Source organism: Nostoc sp. LPT, assembly GCF_017115165.1.
Lineage (GTDB): Bacteria > Cyanobacteriota > Cyanobacteriia > Cyanobacteriales > Nostocaceae > Nostoc.
This window is the reverse complement of record NZ_JABXKF010000149.1, coordinates 12,299-29,347: the sequence shown is the minus strand read 5'-3', so window position 1 is coordinate 29,347 and position 17,049 is coordinate 12,299. Positions and strand designations below refer to the sequence as shown.

Sequence of the window (17,049 nt, the reverse complement as noted above, 5' to 3'; positions counted from 1 at the left end):
ATTTTATCTAATTTGACTCATGTAGCACCCTTACTATTTATTACAATCACTTGTTTAATTTAATAAAACATGCCGTACTTGTTGGGCAATTTGATTCCAGTCATAGTGTATGCTGGCGTAATGGCGACAGGCTGCTCTTGATGGTATGGGGATATTTCCCAATAGTGCTTGTTCTAATTTTTCAGCAATGGATGAGGCTTCTGTTGAAGTCGTAATTAAATCGGGTGAAAATTCTGATAAAATTTCTGGCATTCCCCCAACTGGAGTACATAAAACAGGAGTACCACAGGCTAGAGACTCAACTATTACTAATCCAAACCCTTCAAAGGATTGACTAGGCATGATGGTTAATTCAGCAGCTTGATAAGCTATAGGTAATTGCTCATCAGGCAGAAAACCTAAAAATTTAACGTTATCATCTAGCCCTAATTCTGTAGCCTGTTGTTGTAGTGCAGCTTGGATGTGACCACGACCTGCGATCGCTAGCCAAACATCTGGTATTCTGGGCTTAATTATAGCCAGAGCTTGCAATAATTTGTCAACTCCGGTTCGATGTACTAAGCGGCGTGATGTAAATATAATCTGGCGATTATTAGGCCAGCCTAGCTTTGCACAAGCCTCTTGGGGTGATAAATTTGGTTGAAACCAATTAATATCAACTCCACCAGGGATAACATTAATTTTGCTCCACGGTACTTGATATTGAGCGTGCAAAATTTTCCCAAAAGCTTTGCTCAAAACAATGAAGCGATCGCAGCGATTATAAGTGTTTTGTTCTATTAGCCAATGCTTGATCAAAAGACTAAGGTTTTTATTAACTACCTCTTGCTGACTTTCAGAAGCCCAAGGGCCATGAAAGTTAAAAGTAACTGGTACTCCCTTTGGCAAAATATCTAAAATAGGAAAGCTGTATAATGCAAAGTGTAAATTAATAGCATCTGGTTTGCTGGTTCTTGTTTTCTGAAAATTATTACGAATCGACCATAATCTTTGCCAAATAGCACTATCGGGACTCGCCAAGTTAGTCAGCTTAATCGGCGAATTTAGTTCAGCCTCTGGTAAACCGACTCCGCATAATTCAATCTGGTCTTTATTTACAGCTAATTTATGAGTTAGTTCATAAATATACCTTTCTAATCCTCCAGGACTTTTGGGAAACCAGCCTAATCCAAGAGTGAGAATAGATGCAGGTGTTGAATCAAAATTCTCTCTTTTATTTTCCACTAATGTGTGTCCTATAATTTCTTGAGTATTTTTGAATAACAGTATAAAAATCTCACGCTTTAGATGTAGAGATAAAAATTGATATGTTTCTCTACAGCGTGTTCGAGCAAAATTTCAATTACAATGATTTGCGAATACCCATTCCCAATAATATTTTTTTATAGAACACCAATTTATAAACTATTTATATGCCAACGTCAACAATGAATTAAATTCTGTGTTTTTATTAACTAGAGAATACCGACTACGACATACATTATACCTGCAAAGCAAGGAAGCTGAGAGGTATATGGGAAGAGGAACAAACCATTAATAATAAATTAATGTCAAAGTATTTTGTATTAATATTTACCATTTTTGATTGAAAAATAAGTAATAAATAATACAAAAAATAAACATTAATGATTAATCAAAAGATTTTAGATGTAGTGTTACGACACAACTTGTATCGAACCTTGTTAAAAAGAGTTATATTTTTTTACGGATTTCAGAAACAATAATTGTATATAAATAATTAAAAGCTGAAAAATTATATGATAAATAAATTCCTGACGCAGTTAAAAAAACTCCGTCACAAGCTTAATCAGCATATCAAAAAATTATCTAAAGCTAGATATTTATACAAAAGTAAAACTTTCAACTTTTTACTTAGCCTGACTGTTGGAGTCATTGTTACTAGCATCGGAATTACAACAGACTGGGCAACAACAGAAACACCCACGCTTAACTACAAAACATCGTCGATAAGTAATACTATTGACAATGCAAATTTGCAGGTACAAAACAATACTGAAACACCTACGCTTAACTACAAAACATCGTGGATAGGTAATACTATTGGCAGTGGAAATCTGCGGATACAAAATAATATTGAGACCATGTATGTTGCCCCTGATGGCACAGTTTATACTAACAGCCATTGGGATGAGGCGGGAATGGAGGCAGCAATATATAAAGATGGTAAGGTTATTGCTGCCCTTGGAGATACTCACGGCTGGAGTCGTGGCGGTGGCAAAGCTGTAACAGCAAATAGTAAATATGTTTATATTGCCATGACTCAAGGTTCGAGGGGCAATATAAAAGAAGATTACCCACCAGAAGGAACAACTTGGTATAGCGTTAGACGCTATGACTTGTCAGGAAAACCCGCACCATTTCCGAATGGGCGTGGCTGGGATAAAAGTATGTTGATTACCAGTACTAAAAATGAAGTCACTGGATTAGCAACTGTAGGAAGCGAGTTATATGTAAGTGATTTTGCTACTAACCAGATTCGTGTTTATGATACTGATACGATGAAGAAACTCCGCAGCTTTACCTTTGCTAATCCGGGAGCAATAACTATCGATCCACAAAAAAATCTGTGGATTATTCAAAGTAAAAATGGTAGTAAGCCTGCAAAAATTTTACATTATTCCCAAAGTGGAAAACAATTGCCTCAACAGATTGCAGATATCGTTGAACCAACAGCGATCGCTATTAATCATCAAGGTAAGCTGTTAGTAGCAGAAAATGGCCCGCGTCAGCAAATGTTGACTTATGAGATCAAAGATCAGCCGGTGCAGGTGAGTAGTTTTGGTTCTAAAGGCGGTATTTATGCAGGAGTTCCTGGTGAAGTTCGAGATTTGAAACTTTACGGACTTACCGGAGTCGGTACAGATGCTTCCGGCAATATCTATATAAATAGTAATGGTTTCAACAAATCAGGAACAGATTTGCGGAAATTTTCGCCATCGGGAAAACTAATGTGGCGATCGCTGGGATTGATATTCGTCGATAATGCAGATGCCGATCCTAAAACCGATGGTGTCGATTTATTCACCAAACAAGAACACTATTTGATCGATTACAGTAAGGCTGCTGGTAAGCAATGGACTTACAAAGCCTACACCTTAAATGCTTTCAAATATCCTCAAGATCCACGTCTGCATACATCCCCAGATGGAACCTTTGTTCGCCGCATCCAAGGGAAGCCGTTTTTGTTCCTCACAGATATGTATAACAGCTTTCTGCAAATATATCGTTTTAATTCCGCCACAGATGGTAAAGTCGCCATACCCGCCGGAATGTTTGTCGGTACTAATAGCGCAGATAAACCATTTATCACCGGAAATTGGCCACCGCATCAACCAGAACAAGGCGAATGGATCTGGCGCGATCGCAACGGTAATGGCAAATTTGAAAAAAACGAATACGATCGCAGCAAAGATTATCCTTATCTCGGCGGTTGGTGGGTAGACAGCAAAGGAGATGTTTGGAAAGCTTTGCGAACAGAAGATGGCATTCGACATTATCCTTTACAGGGAATAGATCCTAAAGGCAACCCCATCTACAGCTATAGTTCGATGGAAAAGCAAACTACTCCCAAAATATTTAACGACTTGCGGCGGATCGAATATTTCCCTGAAACAGATAGTATGTATTTGTCAGGCTTTACGGTAGATCGCCCTGCATTTAGTGACGATGCTGGAGTTGCTGGATCTGAGATTGCCCGTTTTGACAATTGGAGTAAAGGAAATCGTACTCCCAAATGGCGGATTGTAATTCCCTACGACAGCACCGGTAAGCGTGAAGTGTCTACAGCAGCAATCAGTGTGGCGGGAGACTATGTATTTGCCGTCACAGTCAAAACCGCAGAGGTATATGTCTACAATGCCAAAACGGGAGCGCAAGTACAAAAGTTAAAACCAGGCCCAGAAGTTGGCAGCGAAAGTGGCTGGATTGATATACCCTACGGTATTCGCGCTTTTCGGCGTTCCAATGGTGAGCATCTGGTATTTGTGGAAGAAAATTGGAAAGGAAAAGTGATTATGTATCGGCTGGCGGGGTGAGTATTTACAGCAATTACGACATAACACAGCTTTGACTCTAAGCTTAACCAAGCCGCAGATCCCCGACAACTTGTACAAAGTCGGGGATCTTGTTTTTCACAAATGATTTAGTATTGCTATATGTACAAAAATATGTGATTAAATATATCGCAGATTTAGTGTCAATTACTTTGTCATTTCCTATTTAGCCTTCACCCGCGCCTGCTTCACCATTACAATCAAAGTTTGATGGGCATCTTCCGCATCTACTAAAACACGATCAAATTGAATGCGAACTGGTACAGCTTCCCCATTTACTTGCGCTGTTAAATCCATACCCTGTGCATCAATTGACAGCATTTCGGCTGCGGTCGCATCAGTGACACCACCAAAAGCTTTAGCATAAATAACTACAGCATCCGCATGATCTTCATTCATGTGCTTGCAGATGCGCGAACTAATTTCAGCAGAGAAACCATTAGACATTCTGAACTTAAAAGTGATGAATATGGCAAGAGCCTAAATTATCGGCTAAGTAGTTCAAATTAGCAGAAAAAGCTAGTCTTACGCCATCATTATTATAGGTTATATCTGAAAAACAATTGCCGTTGTATATATTTGATAAGTTAAGTTTATTACTCGTACAAAAATTAAATTAAAATAACCATTATCCAGTATTTTTACCTTTCATTGCGGAAAGCAGACAGCGTAAACTGTAGCAGGAGTATTAGCCAAAACTATTGCAGCTAAGAGACAATGAGCGAAACTAGCCCCAGACGAATTGTAATTGGGGATGTGCATGGACACTATGAAGGCTTAATGACATTGTTGGAGGCGATCGCCCCCACTTCAGAAGATCGAGTCTATTTTCTGGGAGACTTAATTGATCGCGGTCCTCATAGTGCACAAGTAGTTAATTTTGTCAAAGAAAATAACTACTCATGTTTGTTGGGAAATCATGAGCAGATGTTACTAAACATTCTGACGAGTGAAAGGACTTCCTCCTCGACGATGCAAGCATGGCTGTTTGGTGGAGGGCAAGCTACTGTAGCCAGTTACCAAGAGGCTCCAATTCCTGATGACCATCTGGATTGGTTAAAAGCTTTGCCTACATACCTTGACTTGGGAGATATTTGGTTAACTCATGCTGGTGTTGACCCTTGCAAGTCGGTGACAGAACAAACTGCCGATGAACTGTGCTGGATACGAGAGGAGTTTCACAGCATTGAAAAACCTTACTTTCCAGATAAACAAATTATCATCGGTCACACCATTACCTTTACCCTGCCGGGTGTTTCTCCTGGTAAACTGGCACAAGGAAAGGGATGGCTAGACATAGATACTGGCGCTTATCATCCCCGGAGTGGCTGGTTGACTGGACTAGATGTCACAAATCAGTTAGTTTATCAAGTTAATATCTTTAAAAATTATATCCGTACGCTGCCTTTAGAAGAGGTTGTAAGTACGGTCGATCCAGCCAAAATTAAAGTCGCTCGCCGCAATAAGAATTGAGCAATATTTGAAATGAGGGGGAGTGGGGAGAAATTAATTCAAAATTCAAAATGACGCTCGCGGACTCGCTTGCCGCCGGCGCTAACAAAATTCAAAATTAAAGAACCTCTGCCTCCTGCCTCCTATGAGCCAATTCCCAATGCCCAATTTCCTCAAGACTTCGCTAATGGTCGAATATTAGCTTTATAACTAGCATTATCCAAGCCAGATTTTTTATTACTAGGTTGAGAGTTAATTGCACGTCTGAGGGCATCAATGCGATCGCTAGTTCCGGGGTGTGTACTCAAAAATGTTGGAGTAGAACCACCCTTTTTCAGCAGCTTTTGCATAAAAGAGACCATTGCTGACTGGGCATAACCAGTACGTGTCAAAGTTCGTAGTCCTCTTTGATCGGCCTCAAATTCGTTTTTACGACTGCGTGGTAAGTCTCGCGCTAACTGTACACCAATTTGCACTGCGGAATTTCGATCTAAGCCAGCTGCTGTTAATAGACCACTTTCGAGGGCTTTTTGCTGCATCTGCTTGACTACGTGTTTTCCGCCAATGTGACCAATTTCATGGGCGAGTACACTTGCTAGTTCCGCTTCATTGTCTGCGGTTTTCAGCAAACCCGTGTGGACATATACATAGCCGCCCAAGGTCGCAAAGGCGTTAATAGAGTTATCCTCAACTATCTGGAAAGTATAGGGGAGATCGGGGCGATCGCTATTTGCTGCTAAACGTCGACCAACTTGTTCTACATAACGATTAACTTCGGGATTGCGGTAAAGTCGGACTTGACTGCCGACTAATTCCTGATTAATCTGCTTACCAAGATCAACTTCTTGATTAGGGGATATATTAGAAAGCTGAAATGCCTGAACTCCTTGGAGTAGAAGAGGCAAGAAATCTAAAGTTCTTCCAGGCAAGGGTGTACTCAAGCACAGACTCAGGGCGACTACCACTGAAATTAGGGGATAAAACCAGCGACGCCGCCATACACGGTAATTTGCAGCAAAACCTTTCCAATTAAACATAATACGCTCTGAAGATTATTTCGGGAGAACATAAAATGAGGGGACAAATTATGAGACGGATTTAGAGTATTCTAAGTTGCATTCTTAACTCAAGACCAAAGGAGTTGTCATACAGAATAATCTTGACGCAAATCTACCGAACTGCGGGAGGCTAGGGATTCTCTCCAAAGATAGGCTTAAACACTAGATTTTAGTTTCCAGGCGCGTCAGTATTAACAGGTAAAATTTTGAGGGTTAGCTGCCGTTCCTCGGAAATTACTAACTCGTGATAAACTGTCGCATAATCGCAACCCCGAATACTTTGAGTTATTACCAAATAGAGAAAATTGCCGTTTCCATCGAAAACTTTCTTGTTACAATCCATTACTTCGCTATTACCTCGGAAAACTTTTTATGGCTATTTTAGATTCAAAAGGTCGCTTGTTTGGCAAAATCAATCTCCTAGATTTAGGTGCTGTGCTGGTAATTCTGCTAGTTATCTTTGGCATCTTTGTTTTTCCTGGCACTTCTGGTTCTGTTGCCCAAGTTGGTGCGAAAACAGTACCCATAGAAGTAGACTTAGTAGTTCGTGGTTTGAATGTACGCGACCCAGAAAAATTAATCGACAATGGTTTAAAAAAAGGCGGAAAAACCAATGTGATTATTCGCAATCAACCCTACGGACAGATTGAAATTAAATCTATTCAACAGCTACCTAGAACAGTCAATGTTTTCCAACCAGATGGCACTGTTAAAGAACTGCCAGATCCAAAGAGCAATAATTACAGTACAGATTTGCTTTTGACTTTAGATGGCAAAGCCCAAGTTACTGAAAGCGGTCCAGTTTTGGGTAACAGTAAAGTGAAAATTGGGATGCCATTTGAGTTAGAAGGCTTTAACTACAACTTCAATGCAACTGTCATTGATATCAGATTGAAAGATAAATAGTATTGTCACTTTTGCTGATAATATTTTCTCTAACAATCTTATTAAACATCTGGTGAAAATTGAAAAAAAATTCAGCTATTCTGAATTCAGGAGCGGAGCCGGAGACTCCGAAATTCCGGTCAGAATCAAGACGCTCGTTCGCCCTTGGCGTCTCCCCTTGGAAGAAGACTCGCTAACACAACGCTTACAGTGGGGGATTGGGACCCGCCACTACGAAAGTTGACCACTAAATCGAACGCAAGAGCGTCTCTGAAAGAGAAGATAAGCGTGGGGGTGCAAAAACGCCCTTGATTCATCCGCTCTTTCGTTCAAAATACCCAACTTGTATTCTGGCGACTGACTCCTGAATTCTATTTTGATAATGTAGAGACGCATTAGCACAACGGGGCGTTCGCGCAGCGTCTCCAAGAGTTGCCCAGTCCAATTTTGCGTCTCTACTACTCATGTTAATTAAGCAAAGGCAAAAATTTGCGAATTAACCCGATTGTCACTGCTGGCAATTCCAACTGTGGTGTTAATCCGACATCTTCCAACTGTTGAAAAAATCGGATTGCTTGAGGATTGATTTCAGCAAGGCGGCGACCAATTGAGGGGCCTGTAAATTCTGACTTTTGTCCCCAAATAATGGCAGTGGGAGTGGTTAATTGTTGAATGTAAAGGGATAAATCAAAGCATAAATCGCCACGAACAAAGGACAGTGCTGCATACTCAGCATTAGGCTGTTGGGCGGATTGTAGATAAGCATCTACAATTTCTTCGTAGACTCGATTTGATTGAGCAAATTGCCTTTGTTCTAAGAAGCCGCGAATACCACCACTAGTAGCAACTCCAGTGTTGTAAAGTAAACGATCAACAATGGGAACGCTAACTAACTGGGCAAAAAAACTACGGGAGTAGTCTTCGCCAAAGTCAGAAAGTCCGGCGGGGGTGGTAAGAATTAAAGACTTGAATAAATCAGGACGATCTGCTGCTACCCGAATTGTAAATCCTGCGGTTAAAGAAGAAGCGATCGCTGTTACTGGCCCAGTACAAGTCTGCTCGAAAAACTCCCGAATCGTGGTCAAATAATCCTCAATCTTGTAACTCCGTGCTGGATGTTCAGACCTACCCCAACCGAGCAAATCTGGCGCAATGACTCGATATTCAGCTGCAAAAGCCGGATAAACCTTCGACCACTCATAAGCAGAAGACCCACCACCAAAGCCGTGCAGGAATACCAAAGTTTCCCGATCATCTTTGGCAGTTCGATCATCCTGCCAAGGTGCTCCAGTAGCAGTGTAATATACCATTCTACCTAGTGAGGTATCTATAGAACGTTGTTCAAATCCTAGTGGTTGAAACATAAGTATTTTTTTGTTGACTGTAGTGATTCGTTGGCACAAGTAAGATACGATATCTGGGACGCAAGCACAGCAAGAGAAGATTTGATAATTTATCCGCCTCCGCTTTAGTCACCTTAGATGTTTACACTACTCAGTGCTAAGTAAATTAAAAAGTACTCAATATCTGTGTACTTAGTAAAAACAACGTCCTTTGTAGGCAGTCTTTTAACTCAGCACTCTTGATGTGTCTAGTTCAAACTCCCCACTCATTGTTATTATCAGCAAACCAATCATTCTAAAACTTCTTGCTAGCGTCAGATTAAGTAGATATAAAATTACTGGATTACTTGTAAAGATTTGGTGCTTTTTTTTCATAATCATCAAGTAAATTAACGTTAAAATTACTGTTTTATAAAGGTTTTTCATGATAGCGAGGCTCGCTCCAGCGTCAATCCAACATAAGTTTTTATGGTAGTCTATCAAAAAACCCATAAATAATTTTGAGCGTCAACACGTCAACAATAGTTAAAACGCTTATTTTAATAAGCTGTTAATTCTACTTAATATATGTAGAAATAATTGCTTTTGATGTATAACTAATCTGATTATTATCTAAGTAATGGTAAGGCGGGATGTCATGGTAGAGCAGGCTACTCTTCAATCAAATAAACTACCAACGATTGAAGACGCTAAATTTGCGCTTGACAACTTTAATATAGAAAACGAAATTAAAGCTTCAGCTAGGCGGGGTCAGGTCGAGCCAGTTCTTGATGCTACCAGACTTACTGTACCTACTTGTATTTGTTTAGACTTAGAAGACTTGAAGTGTTTTGAAGCAGTAGAGCGCCAATATGAACGTTGGGGAGTCATTTTTCACAATTCTCTAGCAGTACAGCCATCAAATCCCGCATTTCCAACCTATTCAGGGCTAATAGTCTTAATGGGAGCGCCCAAAAGTGGATTTTTAGAAGCTAATTTCTTGCGTCCAGTTAACTCAGTTAGCGTCTTTGTCACTAGTTCGCAACGGCTAGTCCTTTCCGCTTACGATCGCGATCAACAACTACTTGCTCAAACTGCACTACCAGGCTCCAATCTTGCCAATTCCGACTCGCCAATTTCCCCCAATACTTTATTATCTATAAATGTGAATAACATTTACAGCGTTACCTTTTGTACTTTTGATGGTCAATTCACCCTTGATAACTTTCGTTTTTGTCTTTAACTAAGACTTACGTACAAAATGCCCTTGCTCTGAGCGATTGAAAATGGTATCTTATTTGCGCTGTGCTGTATTAGTCTACTATCCGTCTATAAAACCGGGCATTTTGTGATTTGAGCCTTCATCCTTTCTTCATCCATAGTAAAACTTATACAATAGGTAATTTCATAATCAAGTAGGTAAACACTGTGGCACAGGCTTCGTCTTCTTGGCAGCAATTGATCAACCAAATCCCCAACTGGAACTGGTCGCTGACAAAATTCAAGGCAAAGGGAGCCATAAAGCAGCAAACATTTAAACGTTTCTCTGGCCCTGGGGGCTTTCTTGGGTTCCTGACAATTATCATTGCCATGTTGTTGTGGAACTGGAAACTGCTACTGGCTCTCTTAATCGGCATTGGAGTAATGGTATTGGTTTACTCAATGCAGGAGTGGGACTGGCAATTGCGCTGGTCTAAAATACGTAAGTTCTTAAATAGTTCAAATCGTCGGTTAGTTTTAGCAGTCATCAGTGGTGGTATTGCTAGTGTCAGCACTTACATGGCAGCGGCAATATGGGTTGACTCTCACAGTCACTGGATTGCTACTGGTGCGATTGTGCAAGCTGTAGGAACCCTGTTAACTTTAATTTTATTGGTATGGCAAATTGTCAACTTCTATGAAAATCGAGAAGAAGACCACCTCGATCGGTTGTTAATGAATTTAACAGAAAAAGATCCATTGAAGCGGTTGATTGCTCTAGGTCAACTAAGTAAATTCATCAGCCGTAAGCGAGTTGATTCTTCAGTGCAGCAAGATATTGTCCAATGCTTGCAACTCCTACTCAGTCGAGAAGAAGAAGTTGTAGTGCGAGAGGCAGCTTTTAAAAGTTTACAAGCCTGCGATCGCCTACAAGTGCTACCCCCCAAAACAGCAACAATTTTCACACCGATATCAGCAAAAGTCAAACACCACGTTTATTAGTTATTTGTCATTTGTCTTTTGTCCTTTGTCCTTTGCAAATGACCAATGACTAATGACTAATGACTAATGACAAATAACTATTTTCGAGACAACCTTCCATTACGAACTTGCACTACTGGATGATTGCACCGCCGTACCAATTGTTCATCGTGGGTAGTGACAATTACCGTAGCTCCAAAAGAATTTAACTTCTGGAGAATCTGGATGACTTGCCAGGAATTATCTGGATCGAGATTTCCAGTCGGCTCATCTGCCAACAACAAGGGTGGTGTACCAACGATCGCACGAGCAATACTCACCCGTTGCTGTTCTCCTCCAGACAGTTGATCTGGAAAACAGTCAGCTTTACTCAGCAAACCTACCAACTTTAAGGTTGGTTCTAAACGTCGTTGGATTTCTTTACGGGTATAACCTTGAGCTTGCAGCACAAAAGTGACATTTTCTGCTACTGTTCGTTGGGTAATCAGTTTGTAGTCTTGAAACACAATACCAATCCGTCGCCGCAATAATGACAAGCGATCGCCTCGCAAATCCGCTACATTACATTCATCAACAATTACTTCTCCCTGTGTAGGCAACTCCTGGCCATACAGCAGTTTCAAGAGCGTTGATTTTCCAGAACCACTTGGCCCCGTGATAAACAGAAATTCTCCCTTTTTTACCTCAAGGTTTGCATTCAATAAGGCGTGAGTGCCGTTAGCATAAGTCTTGGTTACAGAGTGCAATTGTACCTTTGTAGTAGTATTGCTACCGTACTGTTGAGTTTCACAGTCCTCTCCATGAACGGATTTATCTGTCTTAACTTGAGTTGTTAATACTGGCATTGTTAAATTTTCCTCATACCCACAATCAAACAGTTTGACTGCTTAAATGTGACATTCTCCCCAAAATAAGGATTCCCAGGTTTTGCCTGGGAATTTAAAATTCAACAAAGAAAATTTAAAATTTTTTTAAGACTTTAATACTAACTAAGTAAGAACACTCGGAACTCAGAACTCAGAATTCAGAACTCAGAATTCAGCACTCAGCACTCAGCACTCTTAACTAATTGCACCCCTTGCTGTCAAACGATAAACAAACGCTTTCACAGCAAACGCTGGCAAAGCCAACATCCGCCGCCAGCGCCAAGGTTCTTGATAAAGGCGATACAACCATTCCAAATTATTATTTCCTAACCAGGCGGGAGCGCGAGTTTTAGTTCCCGACCAAATATCAAAACTGCCACCAACGCCGATCCAAATTGCTTGCGGACACAAATGGCGGTTTTCGGCAATCCATAACTCTTGACGTGGCACTCCCAAACCAACAAAAATCACTTGTGGCTGCAATTGAGCCAGAGTTTGTCGCAATTGTGCTTCTTCTTCTAGGGAATGGTAGCCTGAGTGAGTGCCGACTATACTCAAATCTGGAATTTGCTGTTGCCAAAAATCTGCCGTTTTTGCCGCTACTCCAGGCGCTCCTCCATAGAAAAATATCTTAGCCCCTGTCTTTTGTTGCCCAAGGGCTTGCAAAAGTTTTTCTGCTAATTCAATCCCTGGAAAACGCTGCACTTTTTGCCATAACAGCCATCGTAAATACAGAACAACCCCGGCTCCATCTGGAATCACGAGTTCAGCATTTTTAATCACCTGAGCTAATAATTGATTTCGCTCTGCCTGCATAGTCATTTCTGCATTGAGCGTTACTACATGAGTTCCTCTGCCTGTGTGCAGGCATTCTAACAACCAGCCTGGATAGTCAGCCATCACATGAACTGGTATTCCCAACACTGAAAATGCTTGATTGCCTTTAGACATAGCCTATTCTTAAGTAATACTCACACCAGATTTTGCATGAATGTTAAGTTTATCAAATTTTTTTATATTAGAACTTAGGCAAAAGAGATTCTCCTTTGCCCTGCAACCAGAGAAAGCATGATTAAACTAAATAGACATAAGAGTGAACAAGAATGTATATACGTAGTAGTGCTACGTATATATAAGTGTTTTAGGTAACACATAATTAATTTCACTCATCTGTCTATTAATCTTGGGCGCTTGTACTGGGACTGAACCAGTCCAACTTTTATTATTAAAGTGTAATATTCACTCAGTATAAAACGCTCAACTTGCAACTCTGGTTCCGGGAATAGAAACCCCCACTATACTGCTTGCAGTTAGTGTGGGAGTATGTCACGAAACTCGACTTTATGGTTATAGTGTAACGGGCTGAAGTTGGCTATGAGTAAAATTCGTATCGCTCTGATTGAAGATCATGACCTAACTCGTGTGGGTATTCGCACAGCACTACAGCAAAAAGATGAAATTGAAGTTGTAGGTGAAGCTGCTAATGCTGTTGAGGGTCTAAAAATGTTAAAAATGCTACAACCAGATATTGCCATTGTAGATATTGGTTTACCAGATAAGGATGGCATTGAATTAACACGGGAGGTAAAATCTACTACTAATGCACAGCAGCTACTCACAAAAGTGTTAATTTTGACGCTGCGGGATAACAAAGAAGCGGTGTTGGCAGCTTTTGCTGCTGGTGCAGACTCTTACTGTATGAAAGATATCAAATTTGATAATTTGCTGGAAGCAGTACGAGTAACTTACAATGGCAACGCCTGGATCGATCCAGCGATCGCTCGGATTGTATTACAACAAGCGCAACAAAATCCTCAAAAGTTGGAATCGGCTTTGGTCGATTCTAAGACTATTGCTCCTAACCCAGATTCTTTTGAGAATTTGGAAGAAATTCCACCTTACACCCTGACAGAAAGGGAATTGGAAGTGTTACAGTTGATTGTCGAAGGTTGTAGTAATGCAGTAATTGCGGAAAGACTTTACATCACAGTTGGCACTGTTAAAACTCACGTTCGCAATATTTTGAATAAGCTATGTGCCGATGACCGTACCCAAGCAGCAGTCCGCGCCTTGCGTTCTGGGTTAGTTGGATAAATTTAATTTTGGTGTGGATCGATTGAGGATAATCAAGGGAAACTCACAACTTTGAAAAGTTATATTTTCAAAGGGAATGGCTTCTCTGATTTTCTCTTATTTATTAGGTGGGATAAACATTATATTATCTCGCCATTCAAATATATAAAAACAAAAGTCAAATATGGCTGAGATTGGTACGGACAAACTTAAGCTCATGGTGGTAGATGATGAGCCAGATAACCTAGATTTACTCTACCGCACTTTTAGGCGAGATTTTCAAGTATATAAAGCCAATCATGCCTTTGGTGCTCTGGAAATCTTGGATCAATTTGGCGAAATGGCGGTAATTATTTCTGACCAAAGAATGCCAGAAATGAATGGGACTGAATTTTTTAGTCGCACCGTAGAACGTTTTCCAGACACGATTCGGATTTTGTTAACTGGTTTTACTGATGTCGAAGATTTGGTAGATGCGATTAACTCCGGTCAGGTATTCAAGTACATTACCAAACCCTGGAATCCAGAACGGCTGAGAAGCTTAGTTGAGCAAGCCACTGATACATATCGCCTAGTTAAGAAGCGCACCCAAGAGTTGCGTCGGGCCCTACGGCGAGAATCTTTGTTTAATGCGGTAACAACAGCAATTCGGGAATCTTTAGACTACGATAGTATGCTGCAAAAAATTGTCGCAACTATTGGAGAAACATTTGAAGCTACCAGTTGCTTGCTCAAACCAGTAGAGGGCGATCGCCTCACACAAGACGAGTTTTTCTACCGCGATCCGAAATCTGATGTATTAGATTCCTTCTTCGACTCCAGTGTTTTAATCGAAAAGGTGCTGGAAACCCGTCATTATCAACTTGCTCAAGATATATATAACGGTAATCCTAGTTATCACCTAGTTGTGCCACTTAGCTACCATCAGCATCTGTTGGCTGTGCTCACCCTCCACCAATGGGGACGCGATCGCCCTTGGGAAGACGAAGACATCCAACTAATTGCAGGTGTTGCCGAACAAGCAGCCTTAGCCCTCTCGCAAGCAAAACTCTACCAACGCCTCCAAGAAAAGCAACAGCAGATTCACACTGAGTTAGAGGTGGCTCGTCAAATTCAATACAACCTGCTACGCCAAAGTTTACCTGACATCAAAGGTGTGAAGGTACAAGCTTGCTGCTATCCAGCGCGCGAAGTCGGAGGCGATTTTTTTGAAGTTTTTGTCCATCCTAAAGGCGACTTGTGGTTGGCAGTGGGTGACGTTTCTGGTAAGGGCGTCCCAGCAGCTTTATTTATGGCTAGTATTATTTCAGTTTTGCGCCGAGAATTATCTCAAGAGACACCAGCAGAGCCGAATGTGGTCATGCAGAACCTCAACCACGCTCTCAGTGAAGATTTGATTAGCAACAATTATTTTGTCACTCTTGTGTTAGCTTGTTATACCCCTAGCACTAAGGAACTGGTCTACACTAATGCCGGTCATATTTATCCAATATTATGGTCGCGTTGCTCGACTTTAGCTGAAAATCCCAATTACCTGAAAGTTCGCAGCGTTCCTTTGGGGATTTTGCCTAAGTGGCAGGCACAGTCTGGTCGCTTGGTTCTCGCTGCTGGAGACACATTGTTACTAGCCAGTGATGGAATTACAGAAGCAATGGTATCAAGTAATCATGATTCAACAGTAAAAACTGAGGCTGGGATTGAGCCAGTGAACCGTTCGATGCTGAATCAAGATGGTCTTTGGCAACTCTTACAACAAGAGCAACAACCACTTTCTCTGAACCATTTACTAGCTCGCATCCAGGCAGATAATCACGTTCAAGAAGACGATCAAACTATACTTTCACTGGAGATTTTGTAAGTCATGAAAAGTGAGCTTCATGTACCAAGCGACTTAAATTTTCTGAATATTGTTGAAAACTGGTTGTTGGGATGTTTGAAAATTCAGCTAGGGGAATCTGTAGATTGGTCGCGGCAATCAAGTCGTTTGAGACTGGCTTTAGTGGAAGCCTATTCTAATGCAGTCCGTCATGCCCACAAGGATCAACCAAATTTACCCATCTTACTACGTTTAGAAGTGAAAGACCGGGATTTTGCCCTAGAAATTTGGGACTACGGCGAAGGCTTTGACATGTCTAACTACTACGCTCCAAATCCGATGGAAAAGCAAGAAGGTGGTTATGGTTGGCTGATTATGAATCGTCTCATGGATAAAGTAGATTACAAGTTGCAAGTTAATGGTGCTAACTGTCTGAAGTTAGAAGCTACTTTACCTGAATTAGTCCAATAGACAAAAGTTATACCAATTCAAAATTCACGCATTCAAAATTCATGCATTAAGAAAGCCAGACATAACAAAGGTATGTCCGTATGTATCTGTCGCATTCTTTTTTTTAAATTGGTATTACTATTTTTCAAGTCATGCTATTTATGAGGAAGAATTCAGGAGTCAGGAGTCAGGAGTCAGAAGTCAGAATAAAGCCATGAATCCTGTGTGAGTCGGGGAGAAATATTGGTTTAAAACTTTGCCGTTTGTAGTTATTTGCTACTTACTTTCACGACGTAAAGAAAGTAACTCTTTGGGGGAAGCTAAAAGTTTGATTCTAGTATATAGAATTTGCCGTTGTTGGTTGAGGATAAATAGCCACAAGACATTAACACTACACCACGAAGTTTGTGCTTTGCCTGTTACCTGGACTTGGATATCACCATTTTCTAAAGTCTCGGCTATTCCTGTGTTTGGGTAAGCTTTGATGTTTTGACCTTCTTGTTTTAAGTAGGCTGCGATCGCATCTGTCCCCACAATATCAGATTCAAATGGCGGACGCATCACACCATCTAGCGCAAACAAGGCAGCAGTTGCCTCAAATTCTCCTGTATTTAAGGTTTCAAAATAACCCAGTACGCTTGGTTCTCTAATTCCCTCAATCTGGAATTCTTCAAACTGCGCTGGCGATATAAATTCAGCAGAGGTCATAAAATTACCTGTATTATGGTGTCTGAATATTAATTTCAATACAAAACTAAGTAAAAAAAAAGCTGCTGTTGAGATAGATTGCTACATATTAATAAATCTTCCTGACGATGGAAGTCTTGAGCTGCTACGCAACTTAAGACAGGCTATATATCAGGTAAGTAACAA

The 17,049-nt window shown here is 40.7% G+C and carries 16 protein-coding genes; 8 read left to right on the top strand and 8 right to left on the bottom strand.

What is annotated here, in order from left to right:
- Positions 1 to 54 precede the first annotated feature (54 nt).
- Positions 55 to 1,224 carry a glycosyltransferase family 4 protein gene (locus tag HWQ58_RS28985; RefSeq protein ID WP_292870820.1) on the bottom strand — a complete coding sequence of 390 codons (1,170 nt, stop codon included), beginning with the start codon at positions 1,222 to 1,224 and terminating at the stop codon, positions 55 to 57.
- Between the two features lie 533 nt (positions 1,225 to 1,757).
- Between HWQ58_RS28985 and HWQ58_RS28980 the strand changes: the two genes are divergently transcribed.
- Positions 1,758 to 4,055, top strand: coding sequence for a hypothetical protein (locus HWQ58_RS28980; protein WP_292870818.1), 2,298 nt, complete (start codon positions 1,758 to 1,760; stop codon positions 4,053 to 4,055).
- Positions 4,056 to 4,235: 180 nt separating this feature from the next.
- On the opposite strand, the gene HWQ58_RS28975 is transcribed toward HWQ58_RS28980, so the two are convergent.
- Positions 4,236 to 4,520 carry a DUF2470 domain-containing protein gene (locus tag HWQ58_RS28975; RefSeq protein ID WP_292870816.1) on the bottom strand — a complete coding sequence of 95 codons (285 nt, stop codon included), beginning with the start codon at positions 4,518 to 4,520 and terminating at the stop codon, positions 4,236 to 4,238.
- A gap of 270 nt (positions 4,521 to 4,790) precedes the next feature.
- On the opposite strand from HWQ58_RS28975, the gene HWQ58_RS28970 reads away from it, so the two are divergent.
- Positions 4,791 to 5,546, top strand: a complete 756-nt coding sequence (locus HWQ58_RS28970) for a metallophosphoesterase family protein (RefSeq protein ID WP_292870814.1) — start codon at positions 4,791 to 4,793, stop codon at positions 5,544 to 5,546.
- 152 nt (positions 5,547 to 5,698) lie between these two features.
- On the opposite strand, the gene HWQ58_RS28965 is transcribed toward HWQ58_RS28970, so the two are convergent.
- Both HWQ58_RS28965 and HWQ58_RS28960 read right to left on the bottom strand, forming a co-directional pair.
- Complete coding sequence (locus HWQ58_RS28965; protein WP_292870812.1) at positions 5,699 to 6,562, bottom strand: M48 family metalloprotease; 864 nt, start codon at positions 6,560 to 6,562, stop codon at positions 5,699 to 5,701.
- Positions 6,563 to 6,752: 190 nt separating this feature from the next.
- Positions 6,753 to 6,926 carry a hypothetical protein gene (locus HWQ58_RS28960; protein ID WP_292870810.1) on the bottom strand — a complete coding sequence of 58 codons (174 nt, stop codon included), beginning with the start codon at positions 6,924 to 6,926 and terminating at the stop codon, positions 6,753 to 6,755.
- A gap of 29 nt (positions 6,927 to 6,955) precedes the next feature.
- On the opposite strand from HWQ58_RS28960, the gene HWQ58_RS28955 reads away from it, so the two are divergent.
- Entirely contained in the window at positions 6,956 to 7,489 is a 534-nt protein-coding gene (locus tag HWQ58_RS28955; protein ID WP_292870808.1) for a DUF4330 domain-containing protein, read from the top strand.
- Positions 7,490 to 7,935: 446 nt separating this feature from the next.
- Here HWQ58_RS28955 and HWQ58_RS28950 read toward each other — a convergent pair whose 3' ends face one another.
- Positions 7,936 to 8,832 (bottom strand): alpha/beta hydrolase, encoded by an 897-nt coding sequence (locus HWQ58_RS28950; RefSeq protein WP_292870806.1) that lies wholly within the window; start codon positions 8,830 to 8,832, stop codon positions 7,936 to 7,938.
- A gap of 598 nt (positions 8,833 to 9,430) precedes the next feature.
- Between HWQ58_RS28950 and HWQ58_RS28945 the strand changes: the two genes are divergently transcribed.
- Both HWQ58_RS28945 and HWQ58_RS28940 read left to right on the top strand, forming a co-directional pair.
- Entirely contained in the window at positions 9,431 to 10,033 is a 603-nt protein-coding gene (locus HWQ58_RS28945) for a hypothetical protein (protein ID WP_292870804.1), read from the top strand.
- A 185-nt stretch (positions 10,034 to 10,218) separates the two neighbouring features.
- Entirely contained in the window at positions 10,219 to 10,992 is a 774-nt protein-coding gene (locus tag HWQ58_RS28940) for an armadillo-type fold-containing protein (RefSeq protein ID WP_292870802.1), read from the top strand.
- 77 nt (positions 10,993 to 11,069) lie between these two features.
- On the opposite strand, the gene ftsE is transcribed toward HWQ58_RS28940, so the two are convergent.
- Positions 11,070 to 11,816 (bottom strand): cell division ATP-binding protein FtsE, encoded by a 747-nt coding sequence (gene ftsE / locus HWQ58_RS28935; RefSeq protein WP_292870800.1) that lies wholly within the window; start codon positions 11,814 to 11,816, stop codon positions 11,070 to 11,072.
- A 216-nt stretch (positions 11,817 to 12,032) separates the two neighbouring features.
- Positions 12,033 to 12,788: a WecB/TagA/CpsF family glycosyltransferase gene (locus HWQ58_RS28930; RefSeq protein WP_292870798.1), complete on the bottom strand. Its 756-nt coding sequence runs from the start codon at positions 12,786 to 12,788 to the stop codon at positions 12,033 to 12,035.
- 423 nt (positions 12,789 to 13,211) lie between these two features.
- Here HWQ58_RS28930 and HWQ58_RS28925 point away from each other — a divergent pair, with 423 nt between their 5' ends.
- The 3 genes from HWQ58_RS28925 (at position 13,212) to HWQ58_RS28915 (ending at position 16,197) form a co-directional block, all read left to right on the top strand.
- Entirely contained in the window at positions 13,212 to 13,931 is a 720-nt protein-coding gene (locus HWQ58_RS28925; protein ID WP_292870796.1) for a response regulator transcription factor, read from the top strand.
- Positions 13,932 to 14,094: 163 nt separating this feature from the next.
- Positions 14,095 to 15,768 (top strand): SpoIIE family protein phosphatase, encoded by a 1,674-nt coding sequence (locus HWQ58_RS28920; RefSeq protein ID WP_292870794.1) that lies wholly within the window; start codon positions 14,095 to 14,097, stop codon positions 15,766 to 15,768.
- Between the two features lie 3 nt (positions 15,769 to 15,771).
- Positions 15,772 to 16,197: an anti-sigma regulatory factor gene (locus tag HWQ58_RS28915; protein WP_094351551.1), complete on the top strand. Its 426-nt coding sequence runs from the start codon at positions 15,772 to 15,774 to the stop codon at positions 16,195 to 16,197.
- Positions 16,198 to 16,452: 255 nt separating this feature from the next.
- Here the strand turns inward: HWQ58_RS28915 and HWQ58_RS28910 are convergent, their stop codons facing one another.
- Positions 16,453 to 16,884, bottom strand: coding sequence for a ketosteroid isomerase family protein (locus HWQ58_RS28910; protein WP_292870791.1), 432 nt, complete (start codon positions 16,882 to 16,884; stop codon positions 16,453 to 16,455).
- Between the last annotated feature and the right edge of the window lie 165 nt (positions 16,885 to 17,049).

Excerpts from the sequence above, each read along its gene's own strand:
- HWQ58_RS28930 (WP_292870798.1), bottom strand. The coding sequence starts at position 12,788 with ATGTCTAAAGGCAATCAAGCATTTTCAGTGTTGGGAATACCAGTTCAT.
- HWQ58_RS28910 (WP_292870791.1), bottom strand. The coding sequence starts at position 16,884 with ATGACCTCTGCTGAATTTATATCGCCAGCGCAGTTTGAAGAATTCCAG.
- HWQ58_RS28960 (WP_292870810.1), bottom strand. The coding sequence starts at position 6,926 with ATGGATTGTAACAAGAAAGTTTTCGATGGAAACGGCAATTTTCTCTAT.
- HWQ58_RS28945 (WP_292870804.1), top strand. The coding sequence starts at position 9,431 with ATGGTAAGGCGGGATGTCATGGTAGAGCAGGCTACTCTTCAATCAAAT.
- HWQ58_RS28965 (WP_292870812.1), bottom strand. The coding sequence starts at position 6,562 with ATGTTTAATTGGAAAGGTTTTGCTGCAAATTACCGTGTATGGCGGCGT.
- HWQ58_RS28920 (WP_292870794.1), top strand. The coding sequence starts at position 14,095 with ATGGCTGAGATTGGTACGGACAAACTTAAGCTCATGGTGGTAGATGAT.
- HWQ58_RS28955 (WP_292870808.1), top strand. The coding sequence starts at position 6,956 with ATGGCTATTTTAGATTCAAAAGGTCGCTTGTTTGGCAAAATCAATCTC.
- ftsE (WP_292870800.1), bottom strand. The coding sequence starts at position 11,816 with ATGCCAGTATTAACAACTCAAGTTAAGACAGATAAATCCGTTCATGGA.
- HWQ58_RS28975 (WP_292870816.1), bottom strand. The coding sequence starts at position 4,520 with ATGTCTAATGGTTTCTCTGCTGAAATTAGTTCGCGCATCTGCAAGCAC.
- HWQ58_RS28925 (WP_292870796.1), top strand. The coding sequence starts at position 13,212 with ATGAGTAAAATTCGTATCGCTCTGATTGAAGATCATGACCTAACTCGT.
- HWQ58_RS28950 (WP_292870806.1), bottom strand. The coding sequence starts at position 8,832 with ATGTTTCAACCACTAGGATTTGAACAACGTTCTATAGATACCTCACTA.
- HWQ58_RS28970 (WP_292870814.1), top strand. The coding sequence starts at position 4,791 with ATGAGCGAAACTAGCCCCAGACGAATTGTAATTGGGGATGTGCATGGA.
- HWQ58_RS28915 (WP_094351551.1), top strand. The coding sequence starts at position 15,772 with ATGAAAAGTGAGCTTCATGTACCAAGCGACTTAAATTTTCTGAATATT.
- HWQ58_RS28980 (WP_292870818.1), top strand. The coding sequence starts at position 1,758 with ATGATAAATAAATTCCTGACGCAGTTAAAAAAACTCCGTCACAAGCTT.